The organism is Nocardia sp. NPDC050793 (assembly GCF_040654065.1).
In the GTDB taxonomy this organism is placed as follows: Bacteria; Actinomycetota; Actinomycetes; order Mycobacteriales; family Mycobacteriaceae; genus Nocardia.
Map to the genome: position 1 here is coordinate 131,111 of NZ_JBFAHG010000009.1, position 17,598 is coordinate 148,708.

Annotated in this window: 12 protein-coding genes; 1 reads left to right on the plus strand and 11 read right to left on the minus strand. The window is 60.5% G+C overall.

Features of this window, described 5'->3' with window-relative positions; all coding sequences use genetic code 11:
* Positions 1-74: 74 nt before the first annotated feature.
* The 5 genes from AB0H50_RS27510 to AB0H50_RS27530 form a co-directional block, all read right to left on the minus strand.
* Positions 75-1,886, minus strand: a complete 1,812-nt coding sequence (locus tag AB0H50_RS27510) for a hypothetical protein (RefSeq protein WP_357457940.1) — start codon at positions 1,884-1,886, stop codon at positions 75-77.
* The gene (locus tag AB0H50_RS27515; RefSeq protein WP_357457942.1) at positions 1,879-3,501 is read right to left on the minus strand and encodes a hypothetical protein; all 1,623 of its coding nucleotides are present in this window, start codon (positions 3,499-3,501) and stop codon (positions 1,879-1,881) included. The genes AB0H50_RS27510 and AB0H50_RS27515 overlap by 8 nt, the downstream gene beginning before the upstream one ends.
* Before the next feature lie 18 nt (positions 3,502-3,519).
* Positions 3,520-4,995 carry a hypothetical protein gene (locus AB0H50_RS27520; protein WP_357457945.1) on the minus strand — a complete coding sequence of 492 codons (1,476 nt, stop codon included), beginning with the start codon at positions 4,993-4,995 and terminating at the stop codon, positions 3,520-3,522.
* Between the two features lie 875 nt (positions 4,996-5,870).
* Complete coding sequence (locus AB0H50_RS27525; RefSeq protein WP_357457948.1) at positions 5,871-8,216, minus strand: hypothetical protein; 2,346 nt, start codon at positions 8,214-8,216, stop codon at positions 5,871-5,873.
* Positions 8,217-8,270: 54 nt separating this feature from the next.
* On the minus strand, positions 8,271-10,208 hold the full coding sequence (locus tag AB0H50_RS27530) for a gamma-glutamyltransferase family protein (RefSeq protein ID WP_357457951.1): 1,938 nt from the start codon (positions 10,206-10,208) through the stop codon (positions 8,271-8,273).
* A 239-nt stretch (positions 10,209-10,447) separates the two neighbouring features.
* Between AB0H50_RS27530 and AB0H50_RS27535 the strand changes: the two genes are divergently transcribed.
* Complete coding sequence (locus tag AB0H50_RS27535) at positions 10,448-11,509, plus strand: phage tail tip lysozyme (RefSeq protein ID WP_357457953.1); 1,062 nt, start codon at positions 10,448-10,450, stop codon at positions 11,507-11,509.
* 14 nt (positions 11,510-11,523) lie between these two features.
* Here the strand turns inward: AB0H50_RS27535 and AB0H50_RS27540 are convergent, their stop codons facing one another.
* From AB0H50_RS27540 to AB0H50_RS27565, 6 genes are all read right to left on the minus strand, one after another.
* Positions 11,524-12,408, minus strand: coding sequence for a hypothetical protein (locus tag AB0H50_RS27540; RefSeq protein WP_357457955.1), 885 nt, complete (start codon positions 12,406-12,408; stop codon positions 11,524-11,526).
* A 14-nt stretch (positions 12,409-12,422) separates the two neighbouring features.
* Entirely contained in the window at positions 12,423-14,969 is a 2,547-nt protein-coding gene (locus AB0H50_RS27545) for an ATP-binding protein (protein ID WP_357457957.1), read from the minus strand.
* Positions 14,953-15,429, minus strand: coding sequence for a hypothetical protein (locus AB0H50_RS27550; RefSeq protein WP_357457960.1), 477 nt, complete (start codon positions 15,427-15,429; stop codon positions 14,953-14,955). The genes AB0H50_RS27545 and AB0H50_RS27550 overlap by 17 nt, the downstream gene beginning before the upstream one ends.
* The gene (locus AB0H50_RS27555) at positions 15,426-15,689 is read right to left on the minus strand and encodes a hypothetical protein (protein WP_357457962.1); all 264 of its coding nucleotides are present in this window, start codon (positions 15,687-15,689) and stop codon (positions 15,426-15,428) included. The genes AB0H50_RS27550 and AB0H50_RS27555 overlap by 4 nt, the downstream gene beginning before the upstream one ends.
* A 20-nt stretch (positions 15,690-15,709) precedes the next feature.
* Positions 15,710-16,519 (minus strand): conjugal transfer protein, encoded by an 810-nt coding sequence (locus AB0H50_RS27560; RefSeq protein ID WP_357457965.1) that lies wholly within the window; start codon positions 16,517-16,519, stop codon positions 15,710-15,712.
* A gap of 221 nt (positions 16,520-16,740) precedes the next feature.
* Positions 16,741-17,508 (minus strand): hypothetical protein, encoded by a 768-nt coding sequence (locus AB0H50_RS27565; RefSeq protein ID WP_357458366.1) that lies wholly within the window; start codon positions 17,506-17,508, stop codon positions 16,741-16,743.
* Between the last annotated feature and the right edge of the window lie 90 nt (positions 17,509-17,598).

The window sequence follows — 17,598 nt, forward strand, 5'->3', positions numbered from 1 at the left end:
TGAAAGCATCCCAAGAGCCGAGCGTCCACCGCTGATGACACCCAGTTGCGGACCTCCCCGTTGATCACTGTAATCTAGAGGGCATCAGCGGCCTGAACCGTCAAAGATTCAGAGGATTCCATATCGCCGGGACCGGACTGTGAAGTATCGACTCCTTTTGGATGCTTGAAGCCGATGAATTTCCCATATGCCCCATGCCCGTCATCCATCGGATTATTTGGATCGAGCGGCACGATATTTCCGTTCACGACATATTTCAGCCCGGTGTCGTCCCGGACCATCACCGCGGTGCGGTTCTCCCACTCAACCACATCGCCAGTGGCTACCTGCCCAGTTCCCACCACATCCCAAGGATGCTCTAACGTATCATCGCCCATCGTGCCCAGGTATGCCGCTCGTGCGTCGCTGCCGTTCGGGTTGCTCAGCTCTCGGTTCAAGGCTTCGGCAACCGCCGCCGGGACGGGCTGTGAGCCAGCGCCAGATGCATTCGGTAATTTCAAATCAACCATTCCCATTACTGGGACGATAGAGTCCGAGGTGTTCTGTTCCTCTGATGTGGACGAAATATCTTGTGGCTCAGCAGTGGGCGAACTTGACTCCGCGACCGTCGTTGATGTCTCTTCCGGGCGATTATCTGAATTTTTTCGACCATCGCGTTCATGGTCGCCAGAATTCATCATCTGCATCATCTGCATTAATTGCATCATCTGCATCAGCGATCCCATGGAATTTGACCCACCACCATTGGCCGGCGTTCCCCCACCAATCGATCCAGCCGTACTGCCGATAGAGTGTGAATCGGGCCACGCCGGGATGCCGCTACCATTACCCAAACCGTAATTACTGCCTCCGCGGTAAGTAGGATCGTAACCGTACTGACCATCATTTGCCGGTTTTCCACTGCCACCCCCTGGCTTCCCCGGAGGTATCGACCCCGACAGCCTCTTATATTCCTGCTCTGCTGTTGAAAGGGTGTTCGACGTCTCTCGAAGTGCGACCATTAAGTCTTTTCGGACCGACTCTTGTTGTTCGTCACTCAAACGGGCGTGCGTTACACCGTCCGACGATCCTTTAACAAGCTTACCTACGGCATTCTCGTCGGCCGCCTTCAATTTTGAATTGAGCTGATCAAGGCTGCCACGCAACTGGGATCGAGAAGCGACAGCGATCTGCTCTGCCACCCCGGTTGCCGCTCCTACGAACAGGTCTTCGTTCTTCAGTTCCTCCCACGACGCCTGAATACCTGCGCGATGTTTTCGGTACTCGTCGAGAGATGAGCTCGAGTCGGTCGAAACATTGAGACCTAGTTCCCTGAGCTTTTGAAGAGGGTCCGGATAGGACGAATATTTGCCGGATCCGAGGCAGTCGAAGCAGAGTTGAATCGACGCTTGTGTTCGATTGATGAGGTCCGTAAGCCATGGTTCCGCACGCGGATGATACACGTGTACACGATAGTAATGGGCATCGCGATCGTCGACGACGGACTTTATCAGAGTCTTGACATCACCGTTCTTCATAACCAATTCCAATGCCCCATCATTGGAGAGCCTGATTTCAGACACGGCATCGATCGAGAAATTGTCATCATCGAACAAGTTGTACGGGAAATCGGTATGTGGCCCGTACAGAAACTGGACACCGTCCGAGCCGAGGCTCAGCTTCGTGGAACCGATACTGGTAAATGTTCCATCGCTCTGCTGGGCGGTATAGCTGCCTCCCGTCCCTAGGTTCCATACGGTGCCGAGATCGCTCGGCCCGGTTATGACGGCATTGCCGTCCGACAAAACCGCCAGTCGGAAGCTGCCATCAGGAGAGACAAGGGACATCCCCTCGGTCAGCTGCTGACCGGGCAACAACTGAGTTACGGTCTTGGTGTTGTCAGCCATCAGCGGTCACTGTCAGGTCAGGAGCATCAAATGTCTGATTGTCGGTGAGGCCACCCGACGCGTTGGCGCTGGCCAGTGGTTCGCCACTGGCACCATACGGAAACTCCGCGAGTGCACCTGTAGCAGCGGCCGACCCTCCATCGGACTGTTCCGGCGGGACAGCCGATTCGGCGCCATCCCCGTCTTCGGTAGCTGGGACTGCCGACGGCTCGACGTCGCCCTGCGTATCGGCGCTGTCCGACCCGGAAGAACCCGACGAGGCGGGCTGGTCAGATTGCTTCGAGTTATCGGCCTGCGATGCACTCGCGCTGTCGTCCCCGTCACCCTCCGTTCCCTCTTGGCCCGAGTCCTTCTTATCGCATTCCTTGTCGTCTTCCTGTTCTTCGCTTCTGCGCATCAGCATCATTGCCAGTAGCGGAAGCATGGCCGCCAGCGAACCGAACCCCGTATCGGAACCATTCGCTGCACCGGGTGTCGCGGTGCCACCAACGCCTGACGGATCCCGTTTCAGGCTCGGCATCAGGTAGCGTGAACTGGCGTCCCCCAAGGGGAGCCTATCGTTAGTAGTGCCTTCGCCCTCTTCGTCAGGTTGCGGTTTGTTTTTGTCAGGTGGCGGTTTTGTTTCCGGTCCAGGGCCACCGCCGGGGGGATATTCCCCGGAAAGCCGCTCATACTCCTTCCGTGCCCCCACGAGGATATCGTTCGTCCTTCGCAACGTTGAAACTATATCCTGCATCAGCGCCATCTCTTGGCGATCACCGAGACTGCGATTCACGACCCCATCGTATGCACCTTTGATCGGCCGACCCTCAGGATGATCATCAGCCTCCTTCAAGTGAGCGTTCAGCGTGCTGAGACACTCTTTCATACTCGACCATGTGTCCCGTGCAACCTCAGCAACTAAACCGGTGGTGGCGGCAGTATAGTTTTCACGCCTCTTTAAGATTTCGATCCATGCTTCAATTCCCTGTGAGTGTTTCACATATGCATTGCGCATGGAAGACGCCGATAAAGTGGTCGGCGAATCCAGATTCCACTGTTTGAGCTTGATCATCGGGTCTTCATAGGAGCCATACATACCTGATCCCAAACAATCGAAGCAGACCTGCAGCGAAGCCTGGGCTTCATTGATCATCCCGATAAGTTCAGGTGACGCATAGGGGTGATACAGCCGGACTGGAAAGGCATGATCACCATCGCTATCCAACACAGATGGAATCAGAGTCTTGATCAAAAGACCATCTTTGGACCGCAATTCCAGCGCGCCCGTATCCGTGAGCACAATCTGTCCTGCATGGGGATTCTTCTCGGAGAACGTATGGACCATGCCCTCTGAATCGCCGTACCTTAAGTCAACACTGCCGTCGCTATTGAGTCGAAAGAAGCTGTGACTCAGGCTGACCAGAGTTCCATCGCCATAATCGAGCTTGTTCTGTCCCGCTACCCCGGCATTCCAGACCTTCCCAAGATCGTCGGGGCCGATTATCAACGCATTGCCATCCGACAACAAGGTGAGGGTAAACTTTCCATTCGGGGATACCAGGGAGGTCCCCTGCTCGAGCTGCTGGCTGAGAAGCAACTTGGACAGCGGCTTGGTACCGGTGATGTCAGCCATTGCGCCCGCCAGTCTGTGTCACACCCATGGCATAGCCACATCCGAGCTCAGTTGCCCAGGACCGCCATTTGGCTGGTCCTGAGGCGAAGACAATGATGACGGCGGTACCGCCGTTGTGGTCGCGGGGGCGTTGATCTCGATGCCCGGAGGGTGAGCGAAGCCCTCCCATGCACCGAAATCGCCGTCACCGTCATGCATCTCGTTGGCGAAGGCACGCAGCTCACCATCCGCGACAAGCTCCAGATTCCCGACGCCTTCCGTACCCCACACCACTACTAGCGCGGTTCGTTCCTCCCACGTCGAGACATCGCCGGTAATGAGCTTGTATGGATCCGCTTCTTCGCCGGGGCGCTCGCCCTCGACCCATTTCGCGGATGTCTTCTCGTACGCGGCCCTGGCATCGGTTCCTGCGCGATTACCGAATGCAGCATCCAATGCCTGCGCAACAATCAGTGAAACTCTCTGTGTCCTATTATCCGGAAATACGTACTCCACACTTCCGTCTGCTGCCACTGGACGATTCTGAGAGCCGCTGGAAGTACCCGTATTGGAGCCGGGCGTTCCGCCAGGAGTCTGGCCGGGTGTCGCTGACACCGCTGGTGGCTGACTGCCTTTGGCCTGGGCAGGTCCAGTCACCGCGGGCGTCACAGCCGGCGGCTCGTCCATGCCCTCACCATCGCGCAGTCTCCGCTCAAGGTCCCCGACATCCGCTTGCTCCTGGTCCATCGCCTGCCTGGCCATCGCCTGCTGCATCATCATCGGCAGCATCGAGGACAGCATGTCCATTCCCGGCATGCTCGCTCCCGGTTCGCTGCCCGACGCGATCGACGGTGGGTACGTAGATCCGGATCCCAATCCTCCGGTTCCGTGATCATAGGACGGAAACTGTGGCGAAATGTTTGGAGGATCGTAGTTTGTCGTCTGAGTTGGAGGGTTGCTGGTCGGCTTCCCAGTATCGGTCTGCGGAGGTTTGTTTCCGTTGCCTTTGGTGTCGCCGTTGGATGGCAATTGATTCGCCACCTTCGAATATTGTGCCAAGGCCTCGTGCATTGCCTTTTCAGACTCCGTCAGCCCCTTCGTTATATAGTCCAGCATATGTTGATCCTGAGTTGCGCCGATAGGAGCAGCAGTTGATGCGCTACCATTTATGCTCTTGACTAGAGTGTTTATAGCCATCTTGCCCGCTTTTGAAAGCTCCGCGAGCTGTCCTGTGGTCGATTTTAGTATCAGTTCTTCAGCCTCGCGCAAGTTGTGATAAGCCGAGCGTAAGCGGGCTGCCGCGCCACCGTAGTCCTTAAAACGCTGGAGCACCTTCGGATCCATTGCGATTTCCGGAACTGGTGGATGTTCCGGAACGGATGATATCGACTTACTACCGAAACTCTCGAAGAGTTCGCGAATGCATTGAAACAACCCGACAAACGCATTCTCGGTGAACGAGGAGAAGTCAAACCTGTGAGGGTAATTGGGTGCGTTCATATCCGGCATGAGCATCGGCTCCAGGGTGATAGATGTCGCGTTCCCTGAACTCGATTGCGAACTTGTGCCCGTCGCGCCCGCGCTTTTGCTACTTCCGTTGCCGGCGGGGGGATTGTCACTCGTCGAACCGCCGATGGACAAGCTGAATTTCCTAACGCTGCCTGCAGTATGAGTTTTCTATTTCTGCCCGGAGGTCGGTGTAATGACCTTGGTGGGCAGGGCCGGTGGAAGGCCTGTATCAACGAAGTAGCTCGTCAAACCACCAGTCACACCCGCAAGGACGGGAGGCAACAAATCTCGCAGTGCCCAAGCGACTCCCCGGGACGCGACAGCACCGCCAAGTAGCTTGCCGAGAATTCCGCCCGTGAGACCTGTCGACAACCCATCGGCAAGACCAACCATTGCGGCTCGCCCAACGTCCCCTGTTTCCCAGTATGTCCAGGCACCACCGACAAGGCCCGCGGCAACACCACCGATGACGCCGCTCATCAGCGGGCTCCCGGCCATACCGAAGACGCCTCCGACGGTTCCGGCAATGCCAACAGCGACGTCCTTTGTCGACACGGCTGGCAGCTGCACTGTGTTGCCCACGGCTCACCTTCCTATGGAGAACGCCCTATTGGTCACGGAATATATATTCGACGACGCCACTGATAGGTTTGTCGGCCCCAGTTACTTGAGATCAGAAGCCAACACAATGGTATTATGACACTCACCATGCATGTTTCCATTGATGGGAAACCTATCCAGAGCCTCGATGCTCTTCCCCTTGCATCGGATATCCGACCTCAGACGAGTCATAGATCTGCCGAATCCGATGATGTCGCTCTATCGTTACGACTGTGCGACGCGCGTGGCGGGGAGCGGGCCCTGGATTCGCCCTGCCGCTCTCAGATACTGGAGTCTATCTTGCTGTATGTCGTAATCTCACGGACGTGCCGGAGAATATCGTAAAGGTCATTATGGGTCGGCGCTGTGCGGTATGAGATCCCATAATTTTGGACCGCCCCAACGAGGTCATCTACGGCGCCATGCATGACCAGTCGGCGCGCAATCGGATCCACGACCCAATCAGCGCTGCCAGGGTTGGGAAGCCTACCAGGCGGAAGCGGCGGACCAGGATTGGCAGCACCATCTACTCCAAAAAGATCACGTGCGGCGAAGTTGTAGGCGGGATTTTGAGCCAATCCGCGGATATAGGCGGCTTGGTCACGAATCAACTGGCGCTGCGCATCCGTTCTATTGGGATCTTCATTCAAGTTGTACCCCGGATCGGTTCCAGCTAGACGCTCGGCATATAGGCGAAGCGCTGCATACTCCGCCTCGCCGACCCTCCCGCCGCCGGGAACCATCGCCTGATCCGCCACCAAAGCCGCCGCGGCAGCGACTCTGCGATAAGGAGTCGAGGGCAAGACGCGACGATCGTCGTCGATCAAAATACCCACTCGAATCGCTTCACTGACCATGTTGTTGCTACCCCCCAGCTCACGGACCAGGGCTCCGGCCTCCGAGCGGTTCACCCCCTGATCCATCGCGGCTTGAATCGCCGCCGCGACGCCGTACGCGGTATCGATTCCTCCGTGTTGCTCGGCGGCGAGCCGAGCCGCAGCAAGCCGCCTCTGCTGTGTTCCCATGTTTCGAGCAAACGCGCGCCGAGCCTCTCGAGCCTGGGCGATTCGATAGCTGTAGGGGCCTTCGAGAGCAGAGGCGAACGGCTGCATCGGCGTCTTCGTTCGCATGAGATTCTGCAACAGGATCGAGCCGTTGGCACTGGAAAGGGTCTTGTCGATATTGGCGAACCGGAACCCGCCATCGGCACCACCGCCCAATCCCAGCGGCACCCCGGCTCCCGCCTCGAGCCTGCCTGCGGCCAACGCAGTGGCAATGCGCTCGGTGATCCAGTCGTTGCCGCGGTCCAGGCTTTCGCTGAGCTTGCGCAGTTGGACGATGGCGATCAGTTCGACCACGCCGGCGATGATCATCACTGCAATGGTGTTCTGGCTGCTGGCCTGCCCGAAAAGACGGGCCAGAACCATCAGGTAGACCCCGAGGAAAACGATGTAGGCAACCATCCTCGCGGCGGCCACGGCGATGAAGACCATGTTCCGGATGAGAAAAGTCTGGGTTGGGCCGTAGACGAAGCCGCCTGCTGCGAAGCCGAAGATGCCCATGAAGGAGTGGTAGACGGCGTTGAGAGCGGCCTCCAAGACCTTCATCGCGAGATAGAGGCCGAACAGCAGCAGGATGACCGCGAATATGAGCAACAGCAGACCGGTGCCCAACTGGTCGATGTCGGGATTGTCCGCGCGACTGGAGGCTGCGCGATCACCGCAGCTGGCCAGCACATTCTTTGCAGTAGCCGAATCGGAGCGCATGGCCGTCGACCACGCTGAGCGGCACATCGGTGACACATCGTCGACGACATGGCCGAAATTCCATACCTGTAATGGGCGGCGGATGAACCCGTCGGCGAGACTACCTTCCAGTGAGGTCACCACATTTTGCGGATTGGGACGGGCGTCGCCGTTGAGGCCGGCGGCCACAGAAACCCCCACATCTCTGCCGCGCAGCATCAGCCCCTGCGGAGACAGCACCTCGGCCAACGGATCGGCCAGGTAGATCACTCCGAGGGCCGCGACGGCGAGCATGGTCACCACCTGCATCGTTGCTTTGGCATAGAACCCGCGAACGATGAAGTGCCCCACGAACACTGCTCCGATCGTGCCGGCCGTCGCCAGCACGATCGGAGTGGCCAACTCCCCCGTCAAACCGCGGGCGACGCCTCCAAGGATTTGCTGGAAGATGGTCAGCCAACGGAACTCCAACACGAAGCCGATCAGCCAGATCGCGGTCACCACGATGATCATGTAGAGGTTGAACAGCAGGCCCAACAGTAGCGACAGCGCCGTGTACCACGGGTTCGTGATTCCCCCGGTGTTGGTGAGGAAGTCGTAGTGCCACACCGGCACGCCTGAGGAATCGCGCACGTCCATCCACGAGATGCCGTCGATGCGGCCTCCGCCTTCTGTGCCTGAGCCCGACTGTGCCGCGGCGATCGCATCGGCGCCGATGCTCGCCATCACCAACACAACCATGACGGCCATGAACCATGCCCACCGACGACGGACCCGATTGCCGCGCAGCCAGTTCCGGACTGTGCGTATATCCACCTGGCACCACCAGTCGGCAACCGGGGCGGCGCTGTTGCGCTGCGATGGTGAGCAATTCGACGTCATGGCCGCACCTGGTTCCTCCGGATCGAACTCCGCGTTGCGGTGTCGGGAACGGTACTACCCGTCGCCCAGTACAGCGCCCTCGCGGCGCGGGTCGGCGCTGCCGGCCCAGCCTGCGCCATCGAGATGGACTACGCTGAGTCCGCTGATGCGGGGTGCGATCGAAACCTGGTGACCGAGCTGGCGTAGTCGCCGGACGAGGGAGTCGTGCATGCCGTTGTCGGTGATATCGATCGACGGGTGCTCGCCACCGATACTCGTGACCGCGGAATTCGTGGCGCCGAACGAAACGGCAGACACAGCCTGCTGGGGGTTGAGTCGCCAGTCGAGCATCCCGATCAGGGCTTCGGCCACGAACTGGATGATGTTGGCGCCGCCCGGTGACCCCACGACGTGTGTCAGTTGGCCTCGCTCGCCTGAGGTGCTGTGGTCGAATACCAGGGTGGGGCTCATCGAACTGCGTGGCCGCTTCCCGGGCTGCAATCGGTTGGCGACCGGCAGCCCCTCCGTGCCAACAGGATTGGCCGAGAAGTCGGTGAGTTGATTGTTGAGCAGGAAGCCGCCGACCATGTGCAGGGAACCGAAGGCAGACTCCACCGTAGTCGTCATCGTCGCGGCGTTGCCGTAGCTGTCGACCAGAGAGATGTGGCTGGTGCCGTGCTCGCGGGGCTGTGGGCCGACACCGAGCTCGGCTCCGAACTCCCCGGGTGCGGCGGTTCCCATGGTGTGCAGCCGATTGATCAGCAGCGCCCGTTGCCGCAGATAACCGAGATTCACCAGCGCGCTCGGTGATCCGCCGGGCAGAGGGACGAAATCCGGGTCGGCGACGTATTTGTCGCGATCGGCGTAGGCGAGGCGTTCGGCCTCGGTGATCAGATGCACCGCCTCGGGGCGCGGCACTCCACCATTGCGGTCGATGCCGGTGGGCGGCAGGGCCGGTAAGTCGAAGCTCTCGAGGATGCCGAGGATAGCCGCGACGGCGATGCCGCCTGACGAAGGATTCGGCATACCGCAGATCTCGTGGCGGCGGTACACCGTGCACAGTGCAGTGCGCTTCTTGGGCTGATAGTTTTCGATATCGGCGACGGTCATCACCCCGGGGGTACGGTCACCGCTGGTCGTGGTCACCGAGGCGACGATGTCCTCGGCGATCGCACCGCTGTAGAACGCGCGGGCGCCCTCGGAGGCGATGGCGCTCAGGGTTTTCGACATCCCGGGGTTGGTGAGCCTGGATCCCGTGGGCTTGCCGGACCCGTCGGCGCGAAGAAAGTACTCGCGTGCGGCCTGGTCGCGCGCAAGATCCGATGCCGAGGCAGCGATCTGGTCGGCCAGCCGCCGACTGATCGGAAATCCCCGGTCGGCCAGTGTGATCGCCGGAGCGAACAGTTCACGCCAGGGCCGCCAGCCATGCTCGGAATGCAGCAATTCGAGCATTCGCAGCACACCCGGGACGCCGATCGAGCGGCCGCTGGCGCGCGGATTCGGCTGCGGCTCACGATGATCGGTCTCGCTCACCCATCGCAGATAGTTTTCGCTGGCGCCCTGGGGAGCGACCTCGCGGCCGTCGTAGGCATCGACCGTGCCGGTAGCGGCGGTGTAATAGAGGGTGAATGCACCGCCGCCGATTCCGGACGACTGTGGCTCGGTCAAGCCGAGTACCATCTGGGCGGCAACCAGCGCGTCTGCGGCAGTGCCGCCAGCCCGCAGCACCTGGCAGGCCGCTTCTGTCGCATGAGGGTTCGCGGTCGACACCGCGAAGGTTCGACCGCGGACCGGCACCATACTGGATCGGTAGCTGGAGTCGATTTCAGGGTTCGTCGCCAAGTTCTTCGGGCCGCCGCTGACCGATGCCCAGTTCTTCCCGGTCACCGGCGTGCCGTTGGGCTGGGTAACGCACGGCTCGTCACCCGAGTCCAGCGAGCAGCCGGCGAGAAGGCCGAGCACGAGTGCGCTCGCGATGCCAAGGCATGTCCAGGAGCGCTTTCGACGGCTCATGGTCGGACTGTATCCAGCCCATCGTCGACTTCCCGGTGGTGGCAAGTCGGGACTCGGCAGTCCTCGGCCACTGATGTCGCGCTGGAGCCGGTTGGGGGCGGGCCAGCATTGTTAGCCGAGCGGTCGCTTTCTCACCGGTGGGGACATGCAGGCAGGATGCGAGTGGGAATCTGAGTGGTATGCAGCTCGTGTTCTCGGACAGGCGCCGCGGCAGCAGCGCGCATCGCGGGAGGTGAATCATGGCGACCGCGATTTCTCTGCACCGAGTCCTCGACGCTCCGTTGCTCAATGAGTTTGTCACACATACGGAATCGATTCTCCGAGATCTTTTGGACAAGGTTGGCAATGGTTCCGCCGAGACGGTTACCCTGAAGAGCTTGAGCGGCATGGGCTTGCAGCAGCTGGCAACCAGCGAAATGGAGACCGCGTACAAGGCCAACAAGGAGCAGGTGGGGAAGTATCAGGAGCACCTGAACACACTGGATATCCAGATCGCAGACATTGCTGCTAAGTCAGCCAGGATCGCTAACCTTGCTCGCAATGAAGTAGAGAGATCCGCGAATGCAATCGATGGCCGTTTGAGAATTGTCACAGCTCATCCGACAAACGATGAGCAGCTGGCAACCATGTCCGATGTCTGCGACATCGTGGATAAGGCCGCAATGGCGGTGTCCGATGCGCAGGAAAAACTGCTCTCAGCAGCCAGTGGCGTGCCTATCCCGAGCACGCAGGGCGGAGGCTACACGCCAGCCCCGACATATCCGGTCAGCAGCAGCCCCCTCAGCTCACCATGGAGTAGCAGCCGTACAGGGGGAGTAGGATCGCCCAATGCACGCGCCGGGTCCTACGGAAAGCCGCGTCAGATCACCGCTGGTCAGCAGGTTCAGGTCAAGGAGATTTACGACTACCTGACCACAAAATACGGCTTCACCCCCGCGCAAGCAGCTGGAATCCTCGGAAACATGCAGGCCGAATCGGATTTCAAAACCGATGCCTACAACGAAGGCGAGGGGGCAATCGGCTTGTGCCAGTGGGAGGGCGGCCGCCGTGACCGACTCGAGGCGTTCGCAGCTGCTCAAGGGAAGCCTGTCACCGATTGGCGTGTCCAGGTCGATTTCATGATGCACGAAATGCAAGGTTCGGAATCTGTCGCGTTCCAGAAGATCAAGTCCACCCATTCGCCAGCGGCTGCAGCAGAAGCATTTGATCAGTTTTACGAGAGAAGTTCTGGCGATGCTCGAAGCCAAAGGATGTCAAACGCAAACAATATTGCATCACTTATGACCGGAGTCTCGGTATGACGCCAACAGTGCGATCACGTCGCGTCACTGGGCAGCACACGTTTGACCCGAACATCGGTTCCCCACGGAAGAGGCAGTTGGACGACTCGGTTCGTCGCCGAGTCCATGGTCACCATCGACGTGGATTCCACTGCGACGCCGACCTGTGTCGGAGCGTTGTCGCGATAGTCCCAGAAGACGAGATCACCCGCTGAGGTCGCGGTATATTCGACTCGCTGACCGCACATCCCTTGCGCGGCAATGGTGTCCGGGAGTACGACGACCGTCGGCGCGGTGCCCTGCGACAGGGGGTTCGCACACGGTTCCCGGATTGGGTCCGGTACGCCCGTCATAGCCCACGCATCATCGGGGTCGTCGGGCACGTCGCATCGGCCCGACACTTCGGCGACGGACGCGTGGTAGGCAAGGTATCTCGGCAAGGCGCGATCACCGGGTAGGTCACCGCCTGCATCGGCGGTCAGCACCTGACCGACCAATTGGAGAGCGATCCGGCGAGCGCAGGCGACGCCGATGCCCACGGCGGGGGTTTGCAGCGCCGGTGCTTGATACGGCGCGAATCGCATCGCGGTCAGGCAGTCACGCAGCCACGACGATACATATGGACCGCTCTGCGGAATAGTCTGTTCCGCATAGGGGTTGGTCATCGGCAACCCAGACGGCCGCTCGAAGTGGCCGCCTCCGCCATCTCCGTCACCCTGCGACAGAACCGACCGGGGTGACACCGCAGTCTTGGATTCGGGCCCGATTGCACTGTCGCATTGGTAGCGCAGATCCGACAGCACGGCCGAATTCACGCCGCACATGGCGGCCACGACAACGACGACAACGCTGCCGAGCAGCACCACCACCATGGCGGGCAATTGCACGCGAAGCGGAACCCAACCGAGGAGCCTGAACATCGAAACTCCTATCTCTACAAACGATTACGCTGCGATTGACGGTGGGTCACCTCGCGTGCCGGCAGAGGCGCCGTCCCGCGGGCGGTTCTGGGGGTGCTGGTGATCGCTGCGGCGCGATCGTTGCGCGCGGGCCCGAGAACCTTGCCGCGTCCGATTCGGTTCAACGCGTCCCGCATGAACATCTCGCCGCGGCGCTCCACAGGTACCTGACGACCAGGCCCCACCGGTGGAGAGGTCTCTTCCCGCAAAACCTGCAACAGGAACGGCGCCTCATCGAGATCTACCCCCAACCAGGCCAAGCTGTTACGTGCCAGCGTTTCGTCACGTTGACGAAAGACGAACCGGTTGGGGATCAGATGGTGCGCCGCCCCTTGGAAGTCCGCCGCCGGATCGTGGGACGCCAGTCCGATCGCAGCCAGGTGCTTTCGTCCGTCCCGGCTGAAATCCGAAGTCACAGAGGCGCCGACGTGGGTTTGCGTGAAATGATGCGCCTCATCGCCGACCAGCATGCCGAATCTGCCGTTGTCACTGAGAAATGCCTCCCGTGCTGTGACACCAACAAGCTCGTACAGCGCCGTTCCAAGTCTTTTCGTCAGCGGCAGACGACCGTAGAGATGCGGCGTGGTCAACTCCTCCGCGGAGGGGAGTGCCAGATTGTGACTGCGGATCACCGTCGCCGCGGCGGTGAGCTGCAACGGAGGCAATGCCGAATCGAACAGCACCGGAACCCGGTCGATGATCGTCGCGAGCCGAACCGCGAGATCACCGAGATCCGGCCCGGTACCCGGCTGATCACGCAACCGTCCCGCGGTGCGGTAGAGGTCGAGCATGCTGCGAATGCCGTGCTCGGCAATGCCTCTTGGCGTCAACAGGCTGCTGGCCGCGGCACCGGCACCATGAGTCGGCGACAGATCGAGCAGTGGCAGAATCGAATCCAGGGTCCGCTCCCCCGCTACCCGCGGGTCGAAAAGCCGCAAAGGGTCCAGTGACACAGTCGGATTCGACAGATCGATCACAACGGCATCGTCGATCGCGCTAGCGAAATGTTCCCATTCCCCTACTTGACTACGATCGATGGCCAGGAACTGCCCTCCCATATCGTGGACGAGCACCGCCATGAGCTTCAAAAAGTAGGACTTGCCCGACCCCAGTTCACCGGTCACCGCGAACGACGCCGAAAGATCGTGCAGCGCGGCTTCCATGATCCCGAAATGGATGGGCTCGTAGTGCCCAGACAGCAGGTTCACACCGATCACCGGGCCGCTGTCGTCCCCGACCTGGCTGGTGGTGAAGGGCACGAAACCCGCCCACATATCCGAAGGCACGATGTGGGCGAAGTCCTCATACGCCCGGCGCGGCGGGCTGCCGGGGATCAGCATCGTCCACAAATCGACCTGCGCACCCACCGGCGCGGTCACCTCGATCTGAAACCGCTTGTACCGGCGCTTGAGCGTATTGACCGCATCCAACGTGACGTCACGTGACGATCCTCCGACCGCGATCACGACCGTGAACGACACCTCCGATTCGCCGCTGTTCACCTCGAAGTGACTGTTGTACTCACCAAGCATCCGCGCCTTCGACATCAAGGTGTTCTGCGCGAAAGAGACCTCCTGATCCCGTTGGTCCATCTGTTCACCGAGCCGCCGCAGGCTCACCTCATTGCTCTTGATGACCGCGTCGGCCGGTTTCGTCGACACCCGCACCGCCCAGTCGACGGTGACATCACCCAATCCGTCGAGCACACTCAGGAACTCGCTGCTACCGGGAAAGGCCATACCCGCGTAGGGAAACGAACGTGGTGTCAACAGTGCCTGGTAGGACGGCCGAATCGATGAGTCCGGCTGCACCACCTTGATCACGGGTGTGAAGGACGGGCGAATACGACCGTCTCGGTCGGCTTGGGCGCCTTCATCGAGCACGGCCGGCCGGAACACCGCCGCCGTGGCATCTTCGAGCGCCCCGGTCCGGGTGGGAGCGACCGGATCCTCCGCCGCGCCACGTGTCAGGTAGTGCTCCCACAACCATTGAAAGACCGCGGCGGGCACCGGACGCAGGTCGAAATCACCGCCGATCCGCGACAGAACCTCGTTCGCCTTCTCCTGATAGGAATCCAGTTCTGCCTGTGAGATCGCCGCCACGTCCACCGTCGTGGTCCGCCGCCACATCCGCGTAAACGACGAGATTCCCGAGGTGACAGTCCCAACCGGAATCGACAGCAGGAAGATCCGCGTCCTCGGCTTGATAGCTCGCACGCGGTCATAGGCGGCGACCACTTCCGCGGCATAGTCTTCGCATTCGTCGAGGTCGACCCCTTCGACCATCTTCTCGAGCACATCGACGGTGTTCAACCGTGCCTGGATCCCCAACAACAGCGAACCGTCCGGCACGTTGTTGATCAGGGCATGATGAGCCATCTTCACGTCGAACTTGTCACTCGACCTCCGCAGTCCGTAACCGAGGGGACTGACGAAGTACGTCGCGGTCACCAGACCCGCACGCGTGAATTGAAGGTTCCCTCGTATGGCTGCGGTGGGCTGAATGTCACGTCCGAACGTCATCAGAGATGTCCTCGGGTCCGGACGGTGAAGTCGCCGAGAGCAGCTCAACACGCGGGCGTTCGGCAGTCTCACGATCAGAAAGCATGATCACCACTGTTTCGTCGACGAACAGTGTGGGGCCGTCGGCATCGGCGGGCATGCCCGACGCCGACACCGGTTTGCGGATGACAAGGAGCCGGCCCATCCACAGTGCTCGGGACAACAGTCGGACACCGGTGTACGGCACTAGGCCGAGGACGAACACCGAGAACCCGGTCACGATGAGTCCAGTCACGAAAGTGATGGCCGGATTGATAGGAAAGCTCATGGCGCACACGGAGCTGATCACCATGATCACGACCCCGCCCGCAATTTGTGGGAGCGTGTACGGGCCGAACGGCAGCCGCTGTCCGTTCTGCGCCTTTCCGATCAGTGTCGGAACCCGTTTGATCGGAGTGAACACCTTGATCACTTCGGTCATTGGTACGTACCGACCGGATAGTTGGGTACATACATGTTGGCGTCCTTGCGGGCGTAATTGATCAAGGTGGGCGTCACCCAGATCATGACCGCCGCGAGCAGCGCCGACGCGGCGACCACGAAGATCCGGTTCGGCGACAGTTTCGTCTTGGCGCCATCGGAGATGAGCAACCCGACAGCGACGATGGCGATCAGGATCAGCCCCACCCAGCGGATCCAGAGCAGCACTCCATAGAGCAGGTTGCCCAGATTACTTGCCATGATGAGTCCACTTTCGCTGGCTACTTCTGTGTCGCACGCGGTATCGCCACCGCTGTCGATGTCGGAGTCGTGGTCGTGCTGGCGCCCGCAACCACTCCGAGATCGTCGGTGGACAACGCGACCGGTTCGGCAAGCACCGGGACCGTGTCCATCGCCTCCACCTGCCATTGACCTCCGGCTCGGACCATCGTCAACGGATAGACCAACGTCAGCGCGGTCTCGCCACCGGCCTTCGGCGCGACGGTGGCCAGTACCTGCCCGCGCGAACCGCCTGCGCCACATTGCGAATCGGTCGACTTGACGGACAACACTTCCAGCTGCGAATACGGGGGCGGGGTCAGCGCGGTGATACCGGCATCCGTGGTCAGGTAGCGATTGATATCGCCGGAACCAGCGAGGAACGCCTGGAGGAACCCCGCAGCGACCGTGGAGAGCGGAGAGTCGGGGGCACACGGTACGGAGTAGGCGAGAGCAAGGCTGAAACCTTGACGGGGCGGCGGCACCTGCGCAGGTAATGCGAGCGCGCGAAGCGCACCATTGGTAACCGAGACTGCTACACGATAGAACTGTCGATCTCCTATGGCGCCCTTGCTCGCTACCGCGACGGTGACCGACCAGATTTCCAGATCACCGATCGTCCTGGTCAGCCGGACGTGAACTACGCTCGAGCCGGATAGCTGCTTCGCCGTGCGCGGCAGAGCGACCTGCTGATCGGCGGAAACATAGCGGTTGACTCGATCCTGCTCACCTGCGGTTGCGGTCAGGTATGCCACCACGAATTCTTCTGCGAACGACTCGGCCAGCTGTGAGTGTCCGATGATCGACACCATCTGCTCACTCGAGGACTCACCCGTTGTGCCGGGCAGCAACCAACCGAGAACCGTGTGCCCACCACCGAGGACAGCGAGTACTGCCAGAACGCCGACAATTATGTCGCCACGCCTCCGCTGAGCGGCCATACGGCGCAGCAGAGCCTCGCCCGTATCCACATGACCGCCAGGTACTGTTCGCACCCTCGAAATGGTATCGAGAACCGACCGGCCTCAGTTTGCTAGTTGCTCCCACGACTGGGGACAGTACGGTCAGGCGATATTCCCGGATATCGCTGTCCTTCCAACCGACGCAGCAATTGCTCGTCATAACCAACCGGTTGTCGATGATTAGTGATTTCCATCAGATGGCGATGGGTTTCGGTCACCGGAACATCCGACGCGGCTCGCACCAGTTGCCCGATCACCAACTGACGAGTCGAGTATCCGGGGTAGGGATACAGCATCAGCAACGTTGGTGTATGACCACCGGCGTAGTTGAGTGCCCGTACCGTGATCCCCGCCGTTTCACCTGCTCGGAGCCGATCACCGAGTGCAGTCAGACGACCGCGGTCATCCGGATGGAACACATCGACCGGATGGAACAGGTAGTCCCAGCGTATCCAGGGGGCCGGGTCGGTCAGCCAGTGCGAAATACTGGTATATGCGAGCTGGACGATCGCGAGATGTGTCCCTGCGCGGCGGTGGGCTTCGCGCAGACCGACATACTCCAAGGTTGGCCATCTGGTCGGAGAATCGTCTGACGTGATGTCCTCGATGAGCCACCAAGCCCCCCGCGTTCGCTCATCATCTCGAGCACGCATGGTTATTCGCCATCGGGCCGCGGTGCCTGCCACGGCCCCAGGTCCCACAGTGGCATCGATCTGCAATTTCTCCCCAGGAATCGGGTCGTAGAGCAGATCCAGCACTTCGGCGTGACGATCGAACAATGACAGCCGATAAAACAGCTCGGCAATTGAGGCGCGTGGCACGAATTCCGCAGCGGACACACCCCGCAGTGTCGTCAGTTGGGGTGGCTGATGAATTGTCTGTGTGTCTAGATCCCAGATCGCCCCTACCGCCGGTCGCAGCGGGGGCGG